Origin of the sequence: Azospira oryzae, from assembly GCF_004217225.1 — a bacterium.
In the GTDB taxonomy this organism is placed as follows: domain Bacteria; phylum Pseudomonadota; class Gammaproteobacteria; order Burkholderiales; family Rhodocyclaceae; genus Azospira; species Azospira oryzae.
Map to the genome: position 1 here is coordinate 154025 of NZ_SHKM01000003.1, position 21967 is coordinate 175991.

Genomic DNA, 21967 nt, shown 5'->3' on the forward strand with positions numbered 1-21967 from the left:
ATTTTATATCAAACTATGACAGGGTCGTTGCAACGGGCTACGGCCACGTTGGCCCAGCCGTAGCGCTGTTCGATGGCATCGCGCAGGGCCTGGGCGGCCTCCGGCTCGCCATGGACGACCCGCACCTGGCCCGGTGCCCGGGAAAAGTGCCCGACCCAGTCCAGCAGCGCCTGCTGGTCCGCATGGGCGGAGAGGCCGCCGATGGTATGCACGTCCGCCCGCACCGGCACGATCTGGCCGAACAGGCGCACGGTCCGGGCCCCATCCACCAACCGACGCCCCAGAGTGCCCGCCGCCTGGAAGCCGGTGATCAGCACCGTGCTCTCGGGACGGGGCAGGTTGTAGGCCAGGTGGTGCTTGATGCGTCCCGCATCGCACATGCCGCTGGCGGAGATGATCACGGCGCCTTCCCGGATGTCGTTGAGGGCCATGGACTCTTCCACGTCGGCGGTGAAATGCACCCGCACCGCCTGGGGATTGGCTTCCTGCCAGGCCATCAGGTCCCGGGTTTCGTCGTCCCACAGATGGCGGTACTTGAGGGTGATGCGGGTGGCCGCATCGGCCATGGGGGAATCCACGTAAATCTTCAGGTGGGGCAGCCGCCCCTGCCGCACCAGGCCGCCCAGGACATAGAGGATTTCCTGGGTCCGCCCCACGGCGAAGGCGGGAATGATGATGTTGCCGCGCTTCTCGCCGAACGTGTGCTCAAAGGCCCGGATCAACTCCGCCTCGGTATCCTCCAGGGGCCGGTGCACCCGGTTGCCGTAGGTCGATTCGATGCACAGCAGGTCGGCCTCGGCGATGAACTCGGGGTCCCGCAGCACGGGGCGCCCCGGCTGCCCCAGGTCGCCCGAGAACACCAGCTTGCGCGGACCGTCGGCCGTGTCGATCTGCACTTCCAGAATGGCCGAACCCAAAATGTGGCCCGCATCCCGGAAACGTACGCTGACACCGGATGCCGGATGCAGGGGCGTGTCGTAATCGACGGCACGCAGCAGCTTCAGGCACTCCTGGGCCTGGGTCACCGTATAGAGCGGCGGCTGCAGACCCCGCCCGCCGCGGCCGGAGCGGTGGCTGCGACGCAACTGCCACTCCGACTCCTTCTCCTGGATATGGGCCGAATCGAGCAGCAGCACCTGCAGCAGGTCGGTCGTGGCGGCGGTGGCGTAGATGGGGCCGCGATAGCCCAGCATGGCCAGGCGCGGCAGCAGTCCGGAATGGTCGATATGGGCGTGGGTCAGCAGGACGAAGTCCAGATGGCGCACGTCAAAAGCCAGCGCGCGCTGGTTCTTGCCGTAGGCATCGCCGCCCCCCTGGAACATGCCGCAATCCACCAGGAAGCGCAGCCCTTCCATTTCCACCAGGGTGCACGACCCGGTGACCTCACCGGCCGCACCATGCATGCTGACCTGAATCTTGCCCTGCAGCGACATCGATACACTCCTTGCGTTTATGCCATTCTCGCCCCAAGAGTGGCTAGGGTTTTGACTTCCGTCAAAACTGACTTAGGATGGGGCCTAGAGATTTTTTCCCATAGAGGAGCCCCTCACATGTTCAAGCACATCCTACTCCCTACCGACGGTTCCGAACTCTCCCGCGAGACGGCCAAGAAGGCGGTCTCCTTCGCCAAGGAATGCGGCGCCCGCATTACCGCCTTCTACGCCAAGCCCGAGTACCCCGTCACCTACTACGGTGAAGGTGCTCTGATCGATCCGACCACGCCGGAGAAATTTGCCGAACTGGCCGACAACCAGGCCAACGAATTCCTGGGTCAGGTGGAGCAACTCTGCCAGGCCAATGCCGTGCCCTGCACCAAGGTCGCCGTCACCAGCGACATTCCCTATGAGGCCATCATCGAGACGGCCGAAAAGTCCGCCTGCGACCTCATCTTCATGGCTTCCCATGGCCGCAAGGGCATCACCGGCCTGTTACTGGGCAGCGAGACCAACAAGGTCCTGACCCACTCCAAGGTGCCGGTGCTGGTGTACCGCTGATCCCGGATCAGTTGCCGCAAATGAAAAAGGCCTGGAAATTCCAGGCCTTTTGCTTTGACGGAGACCGGATTACTTCTGACCGGGCTTCTCGTTCATTTTCTTGCTGAAATAGACGCCGAAGTAGGCGCCCATCACCACCACAAAGCCGATGGTGAAGAGACTCAGCAGACCGATATCAGTGGAAAACAATTCCTTCCAAGCCATGGTGTTACCTCCCGTTATTAACGATTAGAAGAAGAAACCGGTGCGGTCACTTTCATAGACAGCGACTCTTGCTTTTCCATTGCCCACTCGGCGGACAGACGCCAGTTGCCGGATTCGTCCTCAAGACGCACCAGCCAGCGATTGCCTACGATGGGATTATTCAATTTGCCACTATAGGCGCCCTGACCATCGGATGCCAGGGTAATTTCCTGATCGAATCCGGCCTTGGCCGGGTGGGCCAGTTTCAGGCGCACTTTCTCCGGCAGGGCCGCACCCTGGGTGCTCGTGAGCAGGACGCGGAAGCTGCCGTTGTTACCGGCGAAGACTTCCGCCTGGAGCCCCAATTCCTCGGCCCTGCGATCCCGCTGAATGACCTGGTTCACCTCCAGGCCCTGCTTGTAGTAATCGTCAGCCACCAGGCCGTCGTTGCTCTTGATGGCAAGCCAGACGGTGACGATGCCTGCCAGGATGACAGCGACAGGGCCGGCAGCCAGAATCCAGGGCCAGGGCTCGCGGTACCAGGGTTGTGCAGCAGTTCTCATAGGGGCTCGCTTGAAAAATCAGGGAAGCATGAAACTGGCCTTTTCACTGACGCGCACCTTGTCGTGATTCTGGGCCTGGATTTCAAAGAAAATATGGTTGGCACCTTTGGTACCGGACTCGGGCGGCACACGCACGGACACCAGGACCGACTCGGTGGTGGCGGCAGGCACCTCGACGATGCGCTCGCCGATGATCTCGGCCCCCGGCAGCCCGCTGACGCTGAGGGCATAGCGCCGCGGCGCTTCTTCGGTGTTCATGATGCGCAGGGTGTAGATGTTCTCGATGCGCCCGTCGTCGGCTTCCCGGGCCAGGGTCGCGCGGTCGCGGATGACGTCCACCTTGAGCGGAATGCGGGTACCGAGCCCCCAGGCTGTCGCCAGGATGATCATGCCGAGAATGGCGGAATAGAGCAGCACCCGGGGCCGCATCACATGGGCCACCATTTCCTTGGGCGTGTAGTGCTTGGCCAGGGCATTCTCCGTGGAGTAGCGGATCAGGCCCCGCGGATAGGACATCTTGTCCATCACCTCGTCGCAGGCGTCAATACAGGCGGAACAGCCGATGCACTCGTACTGCAGTCCGTTACGGATATCGATACCGGTCGGACAGACCTGAACGCAGATGCCACAATCGACGCAGTCGCCCTTGCCCTCGCTACGGGGGTCAATCCCTTTCTTGCGCGCGCCCCGCGGCTCACCCCGCTCCGGGTCATAGGTGATGATCAGGGTATCCGGATCGAACATGACCCCCTGGAAACGGGCATAGGGGCACATGTACTTGCACACCTGCTCCCGCAGGAAGCCGGCCTGCATGTAGGTGAAACCGGCGTAGAACAGGATCCAGAAGATTTCCCAGGGGCCGAAGCCGAAGGAAGGAATGGAGGCCACCAGTTCCTTGACGGGGGTGAAATAGCCCACCAGGGTAAAACCGGTCCACAGCGAAAGGATCAGCCACAGGGCATGCTTGGTGGTTTTCAGGCGCAGTTTGCGCCCATCCAGCGGCCCCTTGTCCAGCTTCATGCGGGCGGGCCGGTCACCTTCGACCTTGGCTTCTATCCAGAGAAACAGTTCGGTGTAGACGGTCTGGGGGCAGGCATAGCCGCAAAAGAGCCGCCCGGCCACCGCAGTAAACAGGAACAGGGCATAGGCGGAAATGATCAGCAGCAGCGCCAGGTAAAAGACATCCTGGGGCCAGAACACCATGCCGAAAATGTAGAACTTGCGCTCGACCAGATGGAACAGGACCGCCTGGCGGCCATTCCAGTCGACCCAGCAGAGCCCGTAGAACAGGGCCTGGGTGAGGAACACCATCCCCCAACGCCAATTGTTGAAGAGGCCGGAGGCGGCCCGCACGTAGATCTTCTTGTGCTTTTCGTAGAGAGACCCGTTCGCTTCCGGTACAGCTGAATTGCCGTTCTCGATCTGGCTCATTGCTTGCTCTTAACGTTTATCAGAATCGCAGTACCGGGTCATGCCCGCACTGCGATTTTGATACAGGTCACAGCTCATGCACGGTGAAAAAAAAGCGCGGCACAGAATCTCTGCACCGCGCTTCCTTTTAACTACAGCATTACTTCTTCTCGGCGCCGGACAGGCTCAGCACGTAGGCGGCCAGGATGTGCACCTTGCCTTCACCCAGGAAGTCCTTCCAAGCCGGCATGCGGTTGTTGCGGCCGTTCTTGATGGTCTCGGTGATGGTGGCCTCGGAGGAGCCGTACAGCCAGACCTTGTCGGTCAGGTTGGGGGCGCCCAGAGCCGGGGTGCCGGTAGCTTCCGGACCATGGCAGCCGGTGCAACCGACGGTACCGAAGGCTTCCTTGCCCTTGGCGGCCAGCACGGCATCGTGCGGCAGACCGGACAGGGAGCGGACGAAGTTGGCCAGGTTCTTGATGGTCTCGTCGCCCAGTTGAGCGTGAGGAGGCATCACACCGTTACGACCTTCCAGGATGGTGGTCTTGACGGTATCGGCCTCACCGCCCCACTGCCAGTCGGCATCGGCCAGGTTCGGGAAGCCCTTGGAACCGCGGGCATCAGAACCGTGACACTGGGAGCAGTAGGTCAGGAACAGGCGCTTGCCCATTTCGTTGGCTTCCTTGTCGGCAGCAACAGCCTTCAGATCCATCTTCAGGTACTTGTCGTAGATGGGACCGTAGGTGTCGTCGGCCTTCTTCACTTCAGCCTTGTACTGGCCAACGGAAGACCAACCCAGCACGCCCTGGAACTTGCCCAGGCCGGGATACAGGGCCAGATACACCAGAGCGAAGACGATGGTGATGTAGAACATCCACTTCCACCAGGCAGGCAGAGGGTTGTTGTACTCAGCCAGAGTCTCGTCCCACACGTGCCCGGTGGTATCCGTGGAGCCCTTGTGGACGCTCTGAAATTTCAAGAAAATGCCGCAGCCGATGATAGACACCAGCGAGATTACGACGACGTACAAGTTCCAAAACTCGCTAACGAAATCGCTCATGATGTTTTCCTCTCTTCTTTGCGGGAGAGATCGGTGATCACTTCCGCATCGTCATCTGCGAAGGGCAAGTTGGCCGCTTCGTCAAAGCCCTTGCGGGCCCCCTTGCCATAAGCCCACCAGACGATGCCGACGAACGACATAAATGCCAGCACCGTCACGATGGAACGCAGATCGTTGATGTCCATACCTTACTTGGTGTTCTTCAGGGCAGTGCCCATGCCTTGGAGGTAGGCGATCAGAACGTCGAGCTCGGTCTTGTCGCCAATCTCGGCCTTGGCACCGGCAATCTCCGCGTCGGTGTAAGGAACACCGACCTTGCGCAGAGCCCGCATCTTGGCCTCGATGTCGGCACCCACGCTGTCCTTGGCCTTGCTCTTGGCCAGGAAGGGGTAAGCCGGCATGTTGGACTCAGGAACGACATCGCGAGGATTGTTCAGGTGAGCAACGTGCCACTCGTTGGAGTAACGCTCGCCAACACGGGCCAGATCGGGACCGGTACGCTTGGAACCCCACTGGAACGGGTGGTCATAAACGAACTCACCAGCAACAGAGTAGTGACCATAGCGCTCGGTCTCGGCCCGGAACGGACGGACCATCTGGGAGTGGCAGTTGTAGCAGCCTTCCCGGATATACACATCGCGGCCAGCCAGGCGGACGGGATCGTAAGGCTTGACGCCTTCAACCGCCTGGGTCGTGGACTTCTGGAAGAAGAGCGGAACGATTTCCAGAGCGCCACCGAAACTGATCACGATGACGGTCAGAACGATCAGCCAACCAGCGTTCTTTTCGATTTGTTCATGCGTAAGCATTTGTAGCGTTCTCCCTGATTAAGCGTGATGAGCGGCAGGGGCCATGATGCGCTCGTCGGCGCCTTGGCTCTGACCGATGGTCTTCAGCACGTTGTAGAACATGATCAGCATACCGCCCAGGAACAGAACACCACCAACCAGACGGATGGTCCAGAACGGGTAGGAGCCCTTCACCGCTTCGACGAAGCTGTAGGTCAGGGTGCCATCAGGGTTGAAGGCGCGCCACATCAGGCCTTGCATCACACCGGCGATCCACATGGAGGCGATGTACAGCACGACGCCGATGGTAGCGATCCAGAAGTGCACGGTGACCAGCTTGACGCTGTACATCTGCTTGGCGCCGAACAGGCGGGGGATCAGGTAGTACAGGGAGCCAACGGAAACCATCGCCACCCAGCCCAGAGCACCAGCATGCACGTGACCAACGGTCCAGTCAGTGTAGTGGGACAGGGCATTCACGGACTTCACGGACATCATCGGACCTTCGAAGGTCGACATACCGTAGAAAGACAGGGAAGTGATCAGGAACTTCAGGATGGGATCGTCACGCAGCTTATGCCAGGCGCCGGACAGGGTCATGATGCCGTTGATCATACCGCCCCAGGAGGGAGCCAGCAGGATCAGGGAGAACAGCATGCCGATGGACTGGGTCCAGTCGGGCAGGGCGGTGTAGTGCAGATGGTGAGGACCTGCCCACATGTAGGTGAAGATCAGGGCCCAGAAGTGCACCACGGACAGGCGATAGGAGTAAACCGGACGCTCAGCCTGCTTCGGCACGAAGTAGTACATCATGCCCAGGAAGCCGGCGGTCAGGAAGAAGCCCACCGCATTGTGGCCGTACCACCACTGCACCATGGCATCCTGCACGCCGGCGTAGGCGGAGTAGGACTTCAGCATGGAGACCGGGATTTCGGCGCTGTTCACCAGGTGCAGCAGAGCCACAGCCAGGATCATGCCGCCGTAGAACCAGTTGGCAACGTAGATGTGGCTAACCTTGCGCTTGATCAGGGTACCGAAGAACACCAGGGCGTAGGCAACCCACACCAGGGTGATCAGGATATCGATCGGCCATTCCAGTTCGGCGTATTCCTTGCCGGTGGTGATACCCAGGGGCAGGCTAACAGCAGCCAGCAGGATGACGATCTGCCAGCCCCAGAACGTAAAGGCGGCCAGTCCGTCGGAGAACAGACGAGTGTGGCAGGTACGCTGCGCCACCCAGTAGGAGGTTGCAAACAGCGCACAACCGCCAAAAGCGAAAATCACTGCATTGGTATGCAGCGGACGAAGACGACCATAGGTCAACCAGGGCCCGAAATTGAGCTCCGGCCAGACCAGCTGGGCGGCAATGATGACACCGACAAGCATGCCAACAATGCCCCAGACTACGGTCATGATGGCAAATTGCCGTACTACCTTATAGTTGTATGTGGATTGCGTTTCCGACATGGACCCACCTCTCGACTAGGAAAAGATAATCTTCATGCCACCTCCCTATGAACCCTTGGGCAGCATCGCAGGGATGCTATTGTAGCGGAGCCCCGCGCCTTTTGACATAGATCAAGCCGTCTCGCACAAAGTCAAAAAGGCGGCGGACCACATCAAAAAAATGGACAAAAAAAAGGGTGCGTTACAAACGCACCCCAACCCCAACAGAGAAACAAACTTGGCGAAGCCCCCAACAAAATGAGGGACTTCCAAAACGAGAAGGATTCTCTCTGATGCCCCGTTTGGGATTGTTGACCCAGATCAAACCAGGGTTATTTCTCCCCTGCCCCCTCCTCCGCTCCCTTGGCAGTCGCAGCCCCATCCCGCTTCCCGGGCAGTTCGTCGTCCATCAGGATGCGGTAGGCAGGGCCCTCCAGATCGTCGAACTGGCCGTTGCGCACCGACCACCAGAAGGCGACGCCAATGGCGAAGACCAGGACGACCGAGAGGGGAATCAGCAGATACAGGCTTTCCATGGACGAAACTCCGCTAAAGGGGGCGTTGCAGCCGCAGGGAATTGAGCACCACCAGCAGGGAACTGCCGGACATGCCGATGCCGGCCATCCAGGGCGTGATGAAACCGAACATGGCCAGGGGCAGGGCGATGAAATTATAGGCGAAGGACCATACCAGGTTCTGCCGGATGATGCGTAGCGCCTTGCCGGAAAGGGCAATGCCGCGCCGCAGATGATCCAGGTTCTCCGACAGCAGGATCAGGTCGGCCTGGGTCCGCGCCAGCTGGGCGCCGCCGCCCATGGCCACGGACACCTGGGCCTGGGCCAGGACCGGGGCGTCGTTAACCCCATCCCCCACCATGGCCACCACGGCGCCGGCCTCCTGCAGGCGGGAGACAAAATCGTGCTTGCCTTGGGGCGAGACACCGCCATGGACGTCCTGGATGCCGAGCAGGGCGGCCACCCGGGCCGCCGCCTCCGGGGCATCGCCGGAAAGCAGCACCACCTGGCGCCCCGAGGCCAGCAGATCGGCCACCAGGGCCGGCGCCTCGGCCCGGATCTCGTCCCCCAGGGCGAACAGGGCAATCCAGCCGCTCGCCGCCCCCAGGGCAATCACCGTATCGCCTCGGGCGGCAAAGCCCCGGGCAGAGTCAGGCAGGGCAGCCCCCACCAGCTCGGCGACGAAGTCGGGACGGCCGATACGGTATTCGACGCCGCCCAGCACCCCGGAAATGCCGCTCCCCGGAATACTGGTGACGACTTCGGTGCCATGGGGCCAGGCGGCCAGCTGCACCGCCTCGCTGCGGAATACCTGGGCGATGGGATGCTCGGAAGCCCCTTCCAGCGCTCCCGCCAGCCGCAAACCGTCTTCGGCGCCGACAGCCCCGAGCGGCAGGACCTCCAGCAGGCGCATGCGGCCCGAGGTCAGGGTACCGGTCTTGTCGAAGACGACATGGGTGGAGCGGGCCAGGGTCTCGATGGCATGACCCCGGGTCACCAGCAGCCCTTCCCGGGCCAGCACACCGCTGGCCACCGTAAGGGCGATCGGGGTGGCCAGGGACAGGGCGCAGGGGCAGGTCACCACCAGCACGGAAACGGTAATCCACAGGGCCCGGGCCGGATCGATGAACCACCAGGCCAGGGCGACGGCCGCCGCCACCAGCAGCAGGGCGGCGACAAAACGGCTGGCGATGCGATCAGCCATCTCGACGATCCGCGGCTTTTCCATGGCCGCCCGTTCCATGAGGCGCACGATGGCGGAGAGCCGGGTGCCCTCCCCCACCTGTTCGACCCGCACCACCAGGGGGCTTTCCACATTGATGGCGCCGCCGGTGACCGCATCTCCGACCCGCTTGGACACCGGCAGGCTCTCGCCGGTGAGGAGCGATTCATTGACCGAACTCGTCCCTTCCAGCACCCGCCCGTCGGAGGGAATGGTGCCGCCGGGACGCACCAGGACGACATCCCCCGCCTGCAGGTCGGCCACCACCACCTTGCCCGGCGTGCGGTCCTGGGGATAGGCGACGAGGCGCTCGGCAAAGGCCGGCAGCAGCTTGGCCAGGGTTTCGGTGACGCCGACGGCACGCTGGCGCGCATTCATTTCCAGGAATCGCCCGCCCAGCAGGAAAAACACGAACATGGTCACAGAGTCGAAATAGACCTCGCCGTCGGCGACGAAAGTGGCCCAGATGCTGGCGGCGAAGGCCGAACCGACACCCAGGGCCACCGGCACATCCATGCCAACCCGGCGGAACTTGAGGTCGCGCCAGGCATTGCGGAAGAAGGGGGCCGCCGAGTAGAAGACCACCGGCAGGGTCAGCAGCAGACTGGCCCAGCGCATCAGGGATTCGATGTCCGCCGTCATGTCCCCTTCCGCCATATAGACGGGGATGGCGTACATCATCACCTGCATCATGCCGAAACCGGCCACCCAGACGCGCCACAGGGCGTCCCGACGTTCCTTGCGGGCCAGCTCCTCGGTCCGGGCCGGATCATAGGGGTAGGCCCGGTAGCCAATGGCCGAGATGGCCGCCAGGATGTCGGAAAGCTTGATCTTGCTCTCGTCCCAGCGCACCCGGGCGCGGCGCGTGGTGTAGTTGATATCCACCCCGGCGACCCCGGGCAGATGGGAGATATGCTGTTCGTTGAGCCAGATGCAGGCGGCGCAGGTGATGCCTTCCAGGATCAGGGAGGCTTCCCGCTCGTTCTCGCCCAGGGCGCGCACGAAACTTTTCTGGAAATCGGCGTGGTCAAAGAGGCGCAGGTTGTCCAGCACCTCGGGCAGGGCTTCCCGCTTCGATTCGGGCAGGGCATCCCGGTTGCGGTAGTAGTCGTCCAGGCCGTTGTCCACGATGGCCTGGGCCACCGCCTGGCAACCGATACAGCACATGGCACGGGGAGATTCGGAGACCCGGACCGTCAGATCGACGTCATCCGGAACGGGCTGACCACAGTGGTAACAGGCGCCTTTGCTCATGGCTCGCAAATAAGAAAGGCGCGAGCATTGCCCGCGCCTTTGGGTGGGACTGACAGGCCCGCAGTATAAGTTATTTCGCCGCCATGCGAATGGCGCCGTCCAGACGGATCACTTCGCCATTGAGGTAGGAGTTCTCCACGATGTGGCGCACCAGGGCAGCGTATTCGGCCGGCTTGCCCATGCGGGAGGGGAACGGCACCATCTTGCCCAGGGAGTCCTGCACTTCCTGGGGCATGCCCATGAGCATGGGGGTTTCCATGATGCCGGGGGCGATGGTCATGACGCGGATGCCGCTGCGGGCCAGTTCCCGGGCGATGGGCAGGGTCATGGCCACGACGCCGCCCTTGGAGGCGGCATAGGCAGCCTGGCCCAGCTGCCCGTCGAAGGCAGCCACGGAGGCGGTGCTGACGATGACGCCGCGCTCGCCCTGGGCATTGGGTTCGCCCTTGGCCATGACTTCGGTGGCCAGGCGGATCATGTTGAAGGAGCCCACCAGGTTGATGTTGATGACCTTGGCAAAGCTCTCCAGGCGATGGGGACCTTCCTTGCCCAGCACCTTCTCCGCCGGCGCCACGCCGGCGCAGTTCACCAGGCCATTGAGCTTGCCGAAGGTGGAGACGGCCAGTTCGACGGCCGCCTTGGCGCTGGCTTCATTGGTCACGTCGGTTTCGGCGAAGCGGGCATTGGCGCCCAGTTCCGCCGCCAGGGCCTCGCCGGCTGCCTTGTTCACGTCGGCCAGGACCACCTTGCCGCCGCCGGCCACGATCATGCGGGCCGTCGCGGCTCCCAGGCCGGAACCACCGCCGGTAACAACGAATACGCTCTCTTTGAGTTCCATATTGTGCTCTCCTCGTCCTCAAAATAATGACCGACGGATTCTATAGCATTTCCAGACGGTAGCGTATGGAAATGCCGACCCGCCCCGAGTCGCCAGGGCAGCCGGAAACAAAAAAAGGGCAGCTCCGGAGAGCTGCCCTTTTTCCTGGAATTGGTGCCGGAGATAGGAGTCGAACCTACGACCTTCGCATTACGAATGCGCTGCTCTACCAACTGAGCTACACCGGCAAAAAACCATCCGGATTGCACATCCGGGGCCGCGAAGTTTATCCGAGACCGCAGGGCAATACAACACCGCCAGCCGGCCCGCCGGACAAACCGTCGCCCCGCCTCCGTTCTCCGCCGCCGCAGCCGCCGCGGCAACAATTCCTGCTGCAACTCCCTTTCCCCTGGCCGCCTGACACCGGGTATAGTTACCGGTTGGCCCCAACCGAGCTCAGAACACCCCATGGACGAAATAAAAATCCGCGGCGCACGGACCCATAACCTGAAAAACATCAGTCTGGACCTGCCCCGCGACAAGCTGATCGTGATCACCGGACTTTCCGGCTCAGGCAAGTCCTCCCTCGCCTTCGACACCCTCTACGCCGAGGGCCAGCGCCGCTATGTGGAATCCCTCTCGGCCTACGCCCGCCAGTTCCTGCAGCTGATGGAAAAGCCGGATGTGGACCTGATCGAGGGCCTGTCCCCGGCCATTTCCATTGAGCAGAAGGCCACCAGCCACAACCCCCGTTCCACCGTGGGCACGGTCACCGAAATCCACGACTACCTGCGCCTGCTCTACGCCCGCGCCGGCACTCCCTATTGCCCGGAACACGGTGAGCCCCTGGAGGCCCAGACCGTGTCCCAGATGGTGGACCACGTGCTGGCCCTGCCGGAAGAGACCAAGCTGATGATCCTGGCGCCGGTGGTGGCCAACCGCAAGGGCGAGCAGCTGGATCTGTTCACCGAGCTGCGGGCCCAGGGCTTCGTCCGCCTGCGGGTGGACGGCACCATCTACGAGATCGACAACCTGCCCAAGCTGGCCAAGAGCCAGAAGCACAACATCGACGTGGTGGTGGACCGCCTCAAGGTGCGGGAAGACATGCGCCAGCGCCTGGCCGAGTCCTTCGAGACCGCCCTGCGCCACGCCGACGGCCGGGCCATCGCCCTGGAGATGGAGAGCAACCAGGAGCACCTCTTCTCCGCCAAGTTCGCCTGCCCCATCTGCTCCTATGCCCTGCAGGAGCTGGAGCCGCGCCTGTTCTCCTTCAACAACCCCATGGGTGCCTGTCCCAAGTGCGACGGCCTGGGGGTGATCCAGTTCTTCGACCCGAAGCGGGTGGTGGCCCATCCCGACCTGTCCCTGGCGGCCGGCGCCATCCGGGGCTGGGACAAGCGCAACCAGTTCTACTTCCAGATGATCGGCTCCCTCGCCGAGTACTACGGCTTCAGCGTGGACACGCCCTTCAGCGAGCTGACCGACGAAGTGAAACAGGTGCTGCTCTACGGCAGCGACAAGGACCTGGTACCCTTCCAGTACATGAACGAGCGGGGCAAGCTGGTGCTCAAGGAACATGCCTTCGAGGGCATCATTCCCAACCTGGAGCGGCGCTACAAGGAGACCGACTCCCTGGCGGTGCGCGAGGAACTGGCCAAGTACATCAGCAACACCACCTGCCCCACCTGCGAAGGCACCCGCCTGCGCCAGGAGGCGCGCCACGTCAAGGTCGGCAGCAAGACCCTGCACGAGATCAGCCATCTGCCCCTGGCCGAGGCCCGGGACTATTTCGAGAGCATCCAGCTCACCGGCCACAAGGCCCAGGTGGCGGAGAAGATCCTCAAGGAAATCACCTCCCGCCTGCAGTTCCTCATCAACGTGGGCCTGGACTACCTTTCCCTGGACCGCTCCGCCGAGACCCTTTCCGGCGGCGAAGCCCAGCGCATCCGCCTGGCCAGCCAGATCGGCTCCGGCCTCACCGGCGTCATGTACGTGCTGGACGAGCCTTCCATCGGCCTGCACCAGCGCGACAACGACCGTCTGCTGCAGACCCTGCGCCAGCTGCGGGACATCGGCAACACGGTGATCGTGGTGGAGCACGACGAGGACGCCATCCGCACCGCCGACTATGTGGTGGACATCGGCCCCGGCGCCGGGGTACACGGCGGCGCCATCGTCGCCGAGGGCACGCCCCAGCAGGTCACCGCCAATCCGGCCTCCATGACCGGCGACTACCTCTCCGGGCGCAAGAAAATCGAGGTGCCGAAAAAGCGCCGCCAGGCCGACCCGGAGAAGAAGCTCCAGGTCATCGGCGCCAAGGGCAACAACCTGAAGGATGTTTCCCTGGAACTGCCGGTGGGCCTGATGACCTGCATCACCGGCGTTTCCGGCTCGGGCAAGTCCACCCTCATCAACGACACCCTGTACACCGCCGCCGCCAAGCACCTCTACGGCTCCACGGCGGAACCGGCGGAGCACGAGGAAATCATCGGCCTGGATCACTTCGACAAGGTGATCAACGTAGACCAGAGCCCCATCGGTCGCACCCCCCGTTCCAACCCGGCCACCTACACGGGCCTCCTCACCCCCATCCGGGAGCTGTTCGCCGGGGTGCCGGAAGCCCGCTCCCGGGGCTACGGCCCGGGCCGCTTCTCCTTCAACGTCAAGGGCGGCCGCTGCGAGGCCTGTCAGGGCGACGGCGTGATCAAGGTGGAAATGCACTTCCTGCCGGACATCTACGTGCCCTGCGATGTCTGCCACGGCAAGCGCTACAACCGGGAAACCCTGGAAGTGCACTACAAGGGCAAGTCCATCTACGACGTGCTGCAGATGACCGTGGAGCAGGCCCGGGAATTCTTCGACCCGGTGCCGGTGGTGGCCCGCAAGCTGCAGACCCTGGTGGATGTGGGCCTCTCCTACATCACCCTGGGCCAGAGCGCCACCACCCTCTCCGGCGGCGAGGCCCAGCGCGTCAAGCTGGCCCTGGAACTGTCCAAGCGGGACACCGGCCGCACCCTCTACATCCTGGACGAACCCACCACGGGCCTGCACTTCGCCGACATCGAGATGCTGCTCAAGGTGCTGCATCGCCTGGCCGACCACGGCAACACCGTGGTGGTCATCGAGCATAACCTGGACGTGATCAAGACCGCCGACTGGCTGGTGGACCTGGGTCCCGAGGGCGGCGGCGGCGGCGGTCGCATCATCGCCGCCGGGGCGCCGGAAGCCGTGGTCAAGGTGGGCGAGAGCCACACCGGCCGTTTCCTCAAGCCCCTCCTGAGCCGCTGAGGAGAAGGCCGTGAGCACCTCTCCTTTCAAGGGCAAGACCGGCCTGGAACGGCTGTGGAACGCCATGGGCTATTCCCGGGACGGCTTCAAGGCGGCCTGGCAGCATGAGGCGGCCTTCCGCGAGGAAGTGCTGCTGGCCCTGGTGGCCATTCCCCTGGGCCTGTGGCTGGGCAAGAGCGGCCTGGAAAAGGCGGCCCTGGTGGCCAGCATCCTCATGGTGCTGCTGGTGGAACTGATCAACTCCGCCGTGGAAGCGGTGGTGGACCGGGTCTCGCCGGAACGCCACGACCTTTCCAAACGGGCCAAGGACCTGGGCAGCGCCGCCGTCCTTATCGCCCTGGCTACCGCCGCCGCCGTCTGGGCCCTGGTACTGTGGCCGTGAGGCTCTGACCAGCGCCGGCGGCTGCCGCCACAACGACAAAGGGCCGTTTCCGGCCCTTTGTGCTTTTCGGGGAACCATGGCCGGGAAGGCGCATGGACATTGCCGCCTGGCGATGCCAGGCCCGAAACCGGCGTCCTTTCTGCCCCTCAGGCCACCCGCTCCTGGCCACCCCGGCCCGGACGCAGCCCCAGATCGGCTCCCAGCACGGCAGCCAGGGCCAGGCTGAGGGCCCAGGCGAACCAGGCCGACCACAGCACGTGGGAAAGGAAGTGGGCGCCCTGGAACAGGCGCACCACGCCGAGGCCGGCGCCAAAGACCAGCCCCAGGGCCAGAGCCAGGCGGGACCAGGTGCGGCCTGCCGGACGCAGGGCCACGCCCCACACCAGCCAGAGAAAGCCGGCCGCCGCATGGCCGGCCGGGAAACAGGCACCGGCCTTGATGTCCGTCGGCCCCGGCACCAGCAGGCCCAGGTAGGGCGCGTAACCGCCGAATTCCAGCACGTCCCAGGGACAGTGGCGGTTGGTCAGGCTCTTCAGCAGGGAAACGCCGATGGGGATCAACACCATGCCCAGGGCCGCCAGCAGCGCATTGCGCCGGGGCAGCCAGTCCAGCTCGCCCTTCCAGCCCAGCCAGCAGGGCACCAGGGCGATGCACACCAGGGCGTAGGAGGCGTACTTCATGCCGTGGTGCAGCACCCGCTCGAACAGCCAGTGGTGGTGCATGGGGAAATCCCCCAGGGCCGGGTCGAACAGGGCCTGGCTCAGGGCCAGGTCCAGGCCCGTGTTCTCGAATACCGCCAGCAGCAGCACCGCCAGCAGGGCCAGCAGCAGGGCCTGGGCCAATAGCCAGCGGCGTCCGGCGTGGCGTTCCAGGACGCCGGCCAGGGGCAGGGGCAAGGAGGTGGCGTTGTCCATGGTCAGCTCCGGCAGCCGGCGGCCAGGTCCAGCTTGGCGTCGTAAATGCTGGTGCTGACGTCGAGCAGGCCGAGCACGGAATGGAAGATGTTGTCGTGGCTGGCCGGCTGGGCCGCCCGGGCCTTGAGGCAGGAGACATTGACCTTGAAGTCCTGGGCGAAGTTACGGGACAGCCACATCACCATGGGCACCCGGGTCTGTTCCTGGGGCGCGATGCTGTAAGGCATACCGTGCAGGAACAGATTGTTCTCGCCCAGGGACTCGCCGTGGTCGGAGAAGTACATCAGGCCCGTGTCGTAATCCTTGTCCTGGGACTTGAGGAAGTCGATGGTCTTGGCCAGCACGTGGTCCGTATACAGCAGGGCGTTGTCGTAGGAATTGACGATCTGTTCCCGGCTGCACTGGCGCAGGTCGCTGGAATCGCAGGTCGGCGCGTAGCGGCGGTAGGCCTCCGGATAGCGCTTGTGGTAGGCCGGGCCGTGGTTGCCCAGCTGGTGCAGCACCAGCACCCGGTTGCCCTTGTCGTCGGCCAGCACCTTATCCAGGTTGTGCAGCAGCACTTCATCGAGGCAGCGCTCGCCGTCGCACAGGCCGGGGATGGCGGCATTGGTCAGGCTGTCGTTGGGCAGGCCCTCGCAGACGCCCTTGCAGCCGGACTGGTTGTCCCGCCACAGCACCTTGAAGCCGGCCCGGTCCAGCACATGCAGCAGGGATTCGCTGCCGCGGATCTTCTCCTCGTCGTAATCCCGGCGCCCCACGGGGGCGAAGATGCAGGGCACGGAGACTTCGGTGTTGGTGCCGCAGCTGCTGACCTGGGGGAAATTGATGACGTCGAGCCGGGCCAGTTCCGGCGTGGTCTGCCGCTCGTAGCCGTTGAGCCCCCAGTTGGCGGCGCGGGCCGTCTCGCCGACGACGATGACGAACAGGGCCGGCTTGCTGCGGCCCTTCCAGGCTGCCGCCAGGGCGGCATCGGTGCCGATGGGCTGGCGCGGCCCCTGGGCCGCCTCGGCCTTGGCCACCCGGGACAGGGAATAGACTAGGTTGGCCGGGGTGATGAGGTAGCGGATTTCCTTGTGGTTGCGCATCAGGGAGGCGAAGTCCTGGAACACCAGGAACACCGCCCCGCCGCCCAGTACCAGGGCCAGCAGCAGGGAACCGGCGCGGATGGCCAGGGTACGGCCGAGACCGGCCTCCGGCAGACGCACCCGGGACAGCAGCAGCAGGGGCAGACCCACCACCAGGGCCAGGTGGGGCAGGAGGGACCAGGTAAACAATTCCCCCGCTTCCTTGACGTCGGTCTTGAGCACGTTGCGCAGCATGGAGGGATCGAGGTAGATGCCGTACTTCTCCATGTAGAAGCTGGCGCAGCCCACCACCAGCAACAGCAGGGCCAGCACCGGCTTGGCGGTGCGGCGGCCCATCAGGGGCGCCAGCAGGACGAAATGGATGGCACTGAGGAAGACGAACAGGGCGGCGGCAAAGCCCCAGGTGGACCACTGGCCGCCGTCCCGGCCGGCCATGGCCGCCTGCCAGAAGAGACGGTTGCCCGCCAGGCTTAAATAGACGCTGCCGAGCAGGGCCAGGGTGGTGCCGCCCACCGCCGGCTGCCAGTGCCGCCAGCGGCTCAGGCCCTGGCGCGAGCCCTGGTAGAGCCAGAAGGCGAAGGCCAGGAGCAGGTTGACCAGGGTCAGTCCGGCCAGGATCAGTCCGGAAGGATTGGCCACCAGAGCGGGGGCGGGAGCGAATACGGCCATGGAGCGGCAACCTGATGAGGGAAATTGGCCGCAACTTTAGGCGCCGCCCCGTGAGGGACTGGTGAGGGAAGTGTGAGGAAAGTGTGAGGAAAGGTCCGGCACGGCCCCTGGCCGGAGGCGCCGGGAGCGGCAGCGCGGCCCCCGGGCGGCAGAAAGACTCAGGCGGCGGCAGCCGGTGACGGCCCCTGCAGGGACGCCCCCAGATCCACGCTGAGGACGGCGCCGCCGTCGGGGCCGTTGGCGGCGGCCGGCACCCAGCCGCAGGCGCGGCAGACGTGGGCCACCAGGGCCAGGCCGAGGCCGTGGCCGGCACCGGGGCCGCGGCGGTAGAAACGGTCGAAGACCCGGGGCAGATCGTCCGGGGCAAAGCCCGGGCCCTGGTCCGCCACTTCCAGCACGCTGCCCCGCAGGCGGCAGGTGATGGTGCCCGACTCGGTGTGGCGCAGGGCATTTTCCAGCAGATTGCGCAGCACCAGCTGCAGCAGGGCCGGGTCGGCCCGCACCAGGGCCGGTTCCGGCACTTCCAGGGCCAGCTGCACCGGCTTGGCGTACTGGTTGCCCAGGGACTCCCACAGGGACTGGATTTCCAGGGACAGGCGCAGGTCGTCCTGCAGCTGGGGCCGGGTCTCCCGGGCCAGCATGAGCAGGCTCTCGGCCAGACGGGTGATGCGGTCCGCGCTGTCCACGATGCGCCGGGAGCGGCGGTAGGCCGCCTCCGGCAGGCCGCCGGCGGCGCTGAGCATTTCCGCATCGGTGCGGATGGCGGTGAGGGGAGTGCGCAGCTCGTGGGAAAGGTTGGCGGTGAATTCCCGCTCCCGCTGCAGCAGTTCCGCCTGGCGGGCCTCCAGGGCGTCCAGGGCCTGGGCTACGGCCAGCACTTCCCGCTCCATGCCGGCCTGGGCGTAGCTGCCCGCCTCCGGCACCTCGCCCCGGACCCGCCGGGCCAGCCACTCCAGGCGCCGGGTGAAGCGGCCGGAGAGGGCATAGACCATGGCCAGCACCACGCCGCCGATGATCAGGGCGCCGGTGACGATCACCGCCGTCACCGCATCGAGCCGCTCCTCGTGTTCCTCCACGTCGTAGCTGAGGATGAAGCGGGCGCCGCCGTCCTCCCGCACCGCCACGTGGAACTCCTTGTCGCCCTCGAACATCTCGTGGTTGCCGATGGGCAGCCGGGCCAGGTTGTCCGGCACGCTGCCCGGCGGCGAGTGGGGCTCGAGCCGGTACAGGGTCATGGACGGGGTGTTGGGGAAGGCCGTCTCGGGCGAGGTGTGCCACAACTCGATGCTGTGTTCCACCTGGGTGGTGAGGAGGTTGTCGATGAACTCCTCCTCCATCTCGTCGAACATCAGGAGCAGGGCCACCGACTGGGCCAGGATGATGACCAGGGCCAGGGCCGCCACCCACAGGGCGATGCGCAGGCGCATGCTGGGCGCCTGGCGGTCGGCGGCCAGCTCCTCGGCGGAATGATTAGCGAGCGACAAGTTTGTACCCCAGTCCGTGAATGTTCACCACTTCGACCCCGGCCCCCTCTCCCAGGGCCCGGCGCAGGGTGTGCAGGACGCTGCGCAGGTTGTCGCTGGCCTCCTGCTCGTGGCCCCAGATGGCGATCTCCAGCTCCCGCCGGGAAAAGACCCGGTTCGGCTGCTGCAGCAGCAGGGCCGCCAGGCGCAGGGCCTTGGGCGGCAGGCGCAGGGCTTGGCCGGCCAGGCGCAGCTCCTGGGAGGTAGCGTCGTATTCCAGGGGCCCCTGGCGCCACACGCCCGCATCCTTGCGCGGCGCCGCCCGGCGCACCAGGGCCGTCAGGCGCACTTCCACCTCCTGCAGGGCAAAGGGCTTGACCAGGTAGTCGTCGGCCCCGGCGTCGAAGCCGGCCAGCTTGTCCTCCAGGGTGTCCCGGGCCGTCAGCATCAGCACCGGCAGGCTGCTGCCCTCGGCGCGCAGGCGCCGGGCCAGGCTGAGGGCGTCGCCGTCGGGCAGGCTGCGGTCGAAGACGGCGCAGTCGAAGCTGCCGCCGGCCAGGAGGCGCCCAGCCGCCGCCAGGGAATCGGCGTAGTCGCACTGGTGCCCCCGGGATTCCAGGAACTCGTAGAGGTTCTCGGCGATGGACCGGTCGTCTTCGACGATGAGGATGTGCATGGCGCTGTCCGTGGCGGAAGGGCCCCATTATAGGGCGCCCGGACCGCCGTACGGCTGACGTGGCGATCGTTCAATTAAATTGAACGGTTCCGCCAATTCTTATCGCTTTTCAGCCCTGGCCCGGGGCCCTAGGATGGTCGGCATTCAGGCTGGGCCCTGGCCGGCCCTCCTGCCACGATAAAACATGAAAGGAAATCAACGATGAAATCTCCCGCCGCCCCCGAAATCCTGGCCCAGGCCTTTCTCGACGCCCGCAGCTTCAACCGCTTTGCCGACCGTCCGGTGAGCGCGGAAACCCTGCAACAGCTTTACGACCTGGCCAAGTGGGGGCCCACCGCCATGAACTCCCAGCCGGCCCGCTTCGTCTTCATCACCAGCCCCGAGGCCAAGGCCCGCCTGGCCCGGTCCCTCTCCCCGGGCAATGTGGAAAAGACCCTGGCGGCGCCGGTGACCGTCATCGTTGCCCAGGACACGGCCTTCTACGAGCACCTGCCGACCCAGTTCCCGGCCTACGACGCCAAGCCCATGTTCGAGGCCAACCCGGCCATGGCGGCCAGCACCGCCTTCCGCAATTCCAGCCTGCAGGGCGCCTACCTCATCGTCGCCGCCCGCCTGCTGGGCCTGGACGCGGGCCCCATGTCCGGCTTCGACGCCGCCAAGCTGGACGCCGAGTTCTTCCCCGACGGCCGCTGGCAGAGCAATTTCATCATCAACCTGGGCTACGGCGACGCCGCCGGCAACCACCCCCGGGGACCGCGCCTGCCTTTTGCCGAAGCAGCCCGTATTCTTTAGTCATTTTTTCGATCTAGATCAAACCCGGACGCCGCCGGCACGCGTAGGGTAGCTCCCCATGGAGACCAAGCCCCACACGTCCGGCCACGCCCACTCATGCGGCACCTGTGGCCAGGCCATTCCCCTCAAGGACTGGCCCGGCACCATCGTCTGTGCGGCCTGTCTCGACCTGCGTCCCGCCGACAGCCCGGCCCACTGCCAGCACTTTTGCGGCGGCGAGGAACGGGAAGCGGGCGTCTGATCCCCGGTTTTCAGGCAACCTTCCACCAAGAGGTCCGCACCATGGAATACCAAGTTCAACTCCGCCATTCCGCCGCCCCCGCCCTGGACAAGGCCAACCAGCTCCTGCTGCAGGCCCGGGAATACCTCTGTGCCGGCTGCAAGCGCGACTGCGAGCGCCGCCTGACCCAGTTCGGCCAGGTGCCCCAGTCCTGTCGCCGCTCCTGAGCCGGACCTCCCCCGCCCGCGCCGGCCCTGCTGCGGCCGGCTTTTGACCCGCATCATTTTCAGCCCCGGAGACGGCGCCTAGAATGGCCCTGCTCATTTCTCCGGGTGCCCCATGATCGCCAAGCTTCTCCCTTCCCTGCGCACTTCCCTCCTCCTCGCCGCCGGCCTTGGCGCACTGCTCTCGCCCCTGGCCGGCCACGCCGACGAACGGGGCAAGGAAATCTACGGCCCCTGCGCCGCCTGCCACGGCGAATTCGGCCAGGGCGGCAAGAAAGGCGAATACCCCCGCATCGCCGGCCAGCAGGCCAAGTACATGGAATCCCAGCTGAAGGCCTTCCAGAAGCGCATCCGGGTGAACATCCCCATGGTGCCCTACACCGAAGAGCGGGAACTGTCCCACGAGGACATGAAGATCGTCTCCGAATACGTTGCCGGCATCGAACTGCCCACCGCCATCCCCACCTTCAAGGACACGGACGACGCCCTGACCCGCCTGCAGGCCATGGAAAAGGTCATGATCGTGCCCCGGGAACCGGGCGACGTGGAGGCCGGCAAGGCTATCTACCAGAAGCAGTGCGCCGCCTGCCACGGCAAGACCGCCAAGGGCCGGGGCATGTTCCCCCGCCTGGTGGGCCAGTATTCCCAATACCTGAAGCGCCAGGTGGACCTCTACCTGAAGGGCGACCGCCCCCACGACGAGGAAACCACCCAGGGCGTGCTAAACACCCTCAAGCCCGAGGAAATCCAGAACATCATGGCCTATGTGACGGCGCTGCAGGAAGAGGTGAACAAGCAGTAGGAACGACCCATTGCCTCCGGCACCATGCCGGAGAGGCAGCAAGGACGGCTCTTTCGGCCATGGGGTGGCTGGGAGGGCCGTTTTTGTTGGGGTGTGGCCGAGGTGGGTTTGAGGCCTTGTCGGCGCCTCAAGCGTGGCGGGGTGTTTGGCCGCTGTGTTCCGCGCCTGACGCGCGGGTTACTTTCTTTTGCTTCGCCAAA

22 protein-coding genes and 1 tRNA gene are annotated in these 21967 nt (G+C 64.7%); 7 read left to right on the top strand and 16 right to left on the bottom strand.

Translation table 11 applies throughout. From position 1 onward, the window contains the following. Positions 1-8: 8 nt before the first annotated feature. Positions 9-1433 carry an MBL fold metallo-hydrolase RNA specificity domain-containing protein gene (locus EV678_RS14525; RefSeq protein ID WP_232058813.1) on the bottom strand — a complete coding sequence of 475 codons (1425 nt, stop codon included), beginning with the start codon at positions 1431-1433 and terminating at the stop codon, positions 9-11. Positions 1434-1550: 117 nt separating this feature from the next. Between EV678_RS14525 and EV678_RS14530 the strand changes: the two genes are divergently transcribed. Continuing rightward, positions 1551-1994 carry a universal stress protein gene (locus EV678_RS14530; protein ID WP_130460033.1) on the top strand — a complete coding sequence of 148 codons (444 nt, stop codon included), beginning with the start codon at positions 1551-1553 and terminating at the stop codon, positions 1992-1994. A 69-nt stretch (positions 1995-2063) separates the two neighbouring features. Here EV678_RS14530 and EV678_RS14535 read toward each other — a convergent pair whose 3' ends face one another. The 11 genes from EV678_RS14535 to EV678_RS14585 all read right to left on the bottom strand — a co-directional run bounded on the left by EV678_RS14535 (position 2064) and on the right by EV678_RS14585 (position 11500). Next, positions 2064-2198, bottom strand: a complete 135-nt coding sequence (locus EV678_RS14535; RefSeq protein ID WP_014236719.1) for a DUF3149 domain-containing protein — start codon at positions 2196-2198, stop codon at positions 2064-2066. A gap of 17 nt (positions 2199-2215) precedes the next feature. Further along, entirely contained in the window at positions 2216-2740 is a 525-nt protein-coding gene (locus EV678_RS14540; RefSeq protein WP_130460034.1) for a FixH family protein, read from the bottom strand. A gap of 18 nt (positions 2741-2758) precedes the next feature. After that, entirely contained in the window at positions 2759-4171 is a 1413-nt protein-coding gene (gene ccoG, locus EV678_RS14545; RefSeq protein WP_014236717.1) for a cytochrome c oxidase accessory protein CcoG, read from the bottom strand. Positions 4172-4310: 139 nt separating this feature from the next. Further along, entirely contained in the window at positions 4311-5210 is a 900-nt protein-coding gene (gene ccoP, locus EV678_RS14550; protein ID WP_014236716.1) for a cytochrome-c oxidase, cbb3-type subunit III, read from the bottom strand. Continuing rightward, complete coding sequence (locus EV678_RS14555; RefSeq protein WP_014236715.1) at positions 5207-5395, bottom strand: CcoQ/FixQ family Cbb3-type cytochrome c oxidase assembly chaperone; 189 nt, start codon at positions 5393-5395, stop codon at positions 5207-5209. The genes ccoP and EV678_RS14555 overlap by 4 nt, the downstream gene beginning before the upstream one ends. A gap of 3 nt (positions 5396-5398) precedes the next feature. Then, positions 5399-6019 carry a cytochrome-c oxidase, cbb3-type subunit II gene (gene ccoO / locus EV678_RS14560; protein ID WP_014236714.1) on the bottom strand — a complete coding sequence of 207 codons (621 nt, stop codon included), beginning with the start codon at positions 6017-6019 and terminating at the stop codon, positions 5399-5401. Between the two features lie 18 nt (positions 6020-6037). After that, positions 6038-7465 carry a cytochrome-c oxidase, cbb3-type subunit I gene (gene ccoN / locus EV678_RS14565; RefSeq protein WP_014236713.1) on the bottom strand — a complete coding sequence of 476 codons (1428 nt, stop codon included), beginning with the start codon at positions 7463-7465 and terminating at the stop codon, positions 6038-6040. A 311-nt stretch (positions 7466-7776) separates the two neighbouring features. Further along, complete coding sequence (gene ccoS, locus EV678_RS14570) at positions 7777-7980, bottom strand: cbb3-type cytochrome oxidase assembly protein CcoS (RefSeq protein ID WP_014236712.1); 204 nt, start codon at positions 7978-7980, stop codon at positions 7777-7779. A gap of 13 nt (positions 7981-7993) precedes the next feature. Beyond that, on the bottom strand, positions 7994-10435 hold the full coding sequence (locus EV678_RS14575; protein WP_130460035.1) for a heavy metal translocating P-type ATPase: 2442 nt from the start codon (positions 10433-10435) through the stop codon (positions 7994-7996). Positions 10436-10505: 70 nt separating this feature from the next. Continuing rightward, on the bottom strand, positions 10506-11273 hold the full coding sequence (locus EV678_RS14580) for a 3-hydroxyacyl-CoA dehydrogenase (protein ID WP_014236710.1): 768 nt from the start codon (positions 11271-11273) through the stop codon (positions 10506-10508). A gap of 151 nt (positions 11274-11424) precedes the next feature. Next, positions 11425-11500: transfer RNA gene (locus tag EV678_RS14585), tRNA-Thr, on the bottom strand. Positions 11501-11720: 220 nt separating this feature from the next. Between EV678_RS14585 and uvrA the strand changes: the two genes are divergently transcribed. After that, positions 11721-14540 (top strand): excinuclease ABC subunit UvrA, encoded by a 2820-nt coding sequence (gene uvrA, locus EV678_RS14590; RefSeq protein WP_130460036.1) that lies wholly within the window; start codon positions 11721-11723, stop codon positions 14538-14540. 64 nt (positions 14541-14604) lie between these two features. Then, positions 14605-14922 (top strand): diacylglycerol kinase, encoded by a 318-nt coding sequence (locus EV678_RS14595; protein WP_050804357.1) that lies wholly within the window; start codon positions 14605-14607, stop codon positions 14920-14922. 146 nt (positions 14923-15068) lie between these two features. Here the strand turns inward: EV678_RS14595 and EV678_RS14600 are convergent, their stop codons facing one another. The 4 genes from EV678_RS14600 to EV678_RS14615 all read right to left on the bottom strand — a co-directional run bounded on the left by EV678_RS14600 (position 15069) and on the right by EV678_RS14615 (position 19729). After that, positions 15069-15836 (bottom strand): phosphatase PAP2 family protein, encoded by a 768-nt coding sequence (locus EV678_RS14600; protein WP_130460037.1) that lies wholly within the window; start codon positions 15834-15836, stop codon positions 15069-15071. Between the two features lie 2 nt (positions 15837-15838). Then, positions 15839-17590, bottom strand: a complete 1752-nt coding sequence (locus tag EV678_RS14605) for a phosphoethanolamine transferase (protein ID WP_130460038.1) — start codon at positions 17588-17590, stop codon at positions 15839-15841. 158 nt (positions 17591-17748) lie between these two features. After that, positions 17749-19074, bottom strand: coding sequence for a sensor histidine kinase (locus EV678_RS14610; RefSeq protein WP_235832479.1), 1326 nt, complete (start codon positions 19072-19074; stop codon positions 17749-17751). Next, positions 19061-19729: a response regulator transcription factor gene (locus tag EV678_RS14615; RefSeq protein ID WP_014236704.1), complete on the bottom strand. Its 669-nt coding sequence runs from the start codon at positions 19727-19729 to the stop codon at positions 19061-19063. Before EV678_RS14615 ends, EV678_RS14610 begins: the two co-directional genes overlap by 14 nt. A gap of 201 nt (positions 19730-19930) precedes the next feature. Here EV678_RS14615 and EV678_RS14620 point away from each other — a divergent pair, with 201 nt between their 5' ends. The 4 genes from EV678_RS14620 (at position 19931) to EV678_RS14630 (ending at position 21767) form a co-directional block, all read left to right on the top strand. Continuing rightward, positions 19931-20521 (top strand): malonic semialdehyde reductase, encoded by a 591-nt coding sequence (locus EV678_RS14620; RefSeq protein ID WP_130460039.1) that lies wholly within the window; start codon positions 19931-19933, stop codon positions 20519-20521. 58 nt (positions 20522-20579) lie between these two features. Beyond that, positions 20580-20762 carry a hypothetical protein gene (locus tag EV678_RS14625; RefSeq protein ID WP_130460040.1) on the top strand — a complete coding sequence of 61 codons (183 nt, stop codon included), beginning with the start codon at positions 20580-20582 and terminating at the stop codon, positions 20760-20762. 41 nt (positions 20763-20803) lie between these two features. Continuing rightward, positions 20804-20968, top strand: a complete 165-nt coding sequence (locus EV678_RS16105; protein ID WP_014236701.1) for a hypothetical protein — start codon at positions 20804-20806, stop codon at positions 20966-20968. A 112-nt stretch (positions 20969-21080) separates the two neighbouring features. Next, a complete protein-coding gene (locus EV678_RS14630) occupies positions 21081-21767 on the top strand; it encodes a c-type cytochrome (RefSeq protein WP_014236700.1) in 687 nt (228 codons plus the stop codon). The last annotated feature ends 200 nt before the right edge of the window (positions 21768-21967 follow it).

What these genes read in the sequence shown, in the direction of transcription:
- EV678_RS14525 (WP_232058813.1), bottom strand. Translation starts at nt 1,433, where the DNA reads ATGTCGCTGCAGGGCAAGATTCAGGTCAGCATGCATGGTGCGGCCGGT.
- EV678_RS14530 (WP_130460033.1), top strand. Translation starts at nt 1,551, where the DNA reads ATGTTCAAGCACATCCTACTCCCTACCGACGGTTCCGAACTCTCCCGC.
- EV678_RS14535 (WP_014236719.1), bottom strand. Translation starts at nt 2,198, where the DNA reads ATGGCTTGGAAGGAATTGTTTTCCACTGATATCGGTCTGCTGAGTCTC.
- EV678_RS14540 (WP_130460034.1), bottom strand. Translation starts at nt 2,740, where the DNA reads ATGAGAACTGCTGCACAACCCTGGTACCGCGAGCCCTGGCCCTGGATT.
- ccoG (WP_014236717.1), bottom strand. Translation starts at nt 4,171, where the DNA reads ATGAGCCAGATCGAGAACGGCAATTCAGCTGTACCGGAAGCGAACGGG.
- ccoP (WP_014236716.1), bottom strand. Translation starts at nt 5,210, where the DNA reads ATGAGCGATTTCGTTAGCGAGTTTTGGAACTTGTACGTCGTCGTAATC.
- EV678_RS14555 (WP_014236715.1), bottom strand. Translation starts at nt 5,395, where the DNA reads ATGGACATCAACGATCTGCGTTCCATCGTGACGGTGCTGGCATTTATG.
- ccoO (WP_014236714.1), bottom strand. Translation starts at nt 6,019, where the DNA reads ATGCTTACGCATGAACAAATCGAAAAGAACGCTGGTTGGCTGATCGTT.
- ccoN (WP_014236713.1), bottom strand. Translation starts at nt 7,465, where the DNA reads ATGTCGGAAACGCAATCCACATACAACTATAAGGTAGTACGGCAATTT.
- ccoS (WP_014236712.1), bottom strand. Translation starts at nt 7,980, where the DNA reads ATGGAAAGCCTGTATCTGCTGATTCCCCTCTCGGTCGTCCTGGTCTTC.
- EV678_RS14575 (WP_130460035.1), bottom strand. Translation starts at nt 10,435, where the DNA reads ATGAGCAAAGGCGCCTGTTACCACTGTGGTCAGCCCGTTCCGGATGAC.
- EV678_RS14580 (WP_014236710.1), bottom strand. Translation starts at nt 11,273, where the DNA reads ATGGAACTCAAAGAGAGCGTATTCGTTGTTACCGGCGGTGGTTCCGGC.
- uvrA (WP_130460036.1), top strand. Translation starts at nt 11,721, where the DNA reads ATGGACGAAATAAAAATCCGCGGCGCACGGACCCATAACCTGAAAAAC.
- EV678_RS14595 (WP_050804357.1), top strand. Translation starts at nt 14,605, where the DNA reads ATGGGCTATTCCCGGGACGGCTTCAAGGCGGCCTGGCAGCATGAGGCG.
- EV678_RS14600 (WP_130460037.1), bottom strand. Translation starts at nt 15,836, where the DNA reads ATGGACAACGCCACCTCCTTGCCCCTGCCCCTGGCCGGCGTCCTGGAA.
- EV678_RS14605 (WP_130460038.1), bottom strand. Translation starts at nt 17,590, where the DNA reads ATGGCCGTATTCGCTCCCGCCCCCGCTCTGGTGGCCAATCCTTCCGGA.
- EV678_RS14615 (WP_014236704.1), bottom strand. Translation starts at nt 19,729, where the DNA reads ATGCACATCCTCATCGTCGAAGACGACCGGTCCATCGCCGAGAACCTC.
- EV678_RS14620 (WP_130460039.1), top strand. Translation starts at nt 19,931, where the DNA reads ATGAAATCTCCCGCCGCCCCCGAAATCCTGGCCCAGGCCTTTCTCGAC.
- EV678_RS14625 (WP_130460040.1), top strand. Translation starts at nt 20,580, where the DNA reads ATGGAGACCAAGCCCCACACGTCCGGCCACGCCCACTCATGCGGCACC.
- EV678_RS16105 (WP_014236701.1), top strand. Translation starts at nt 20,804, where the DNA reads ATGGAATACCAAGTTCAACTCCGCCATTCCGCCGCCCCCGCCCTGGAC.
- EV678_RS14630 (WP_014236700.1), top strand. Translation starts at nt 21,081, where the DNA reads ATGATCGCCAAGCTTCTCCCTTCCCTGCGCACTTCCCTCCTCCTCGCC.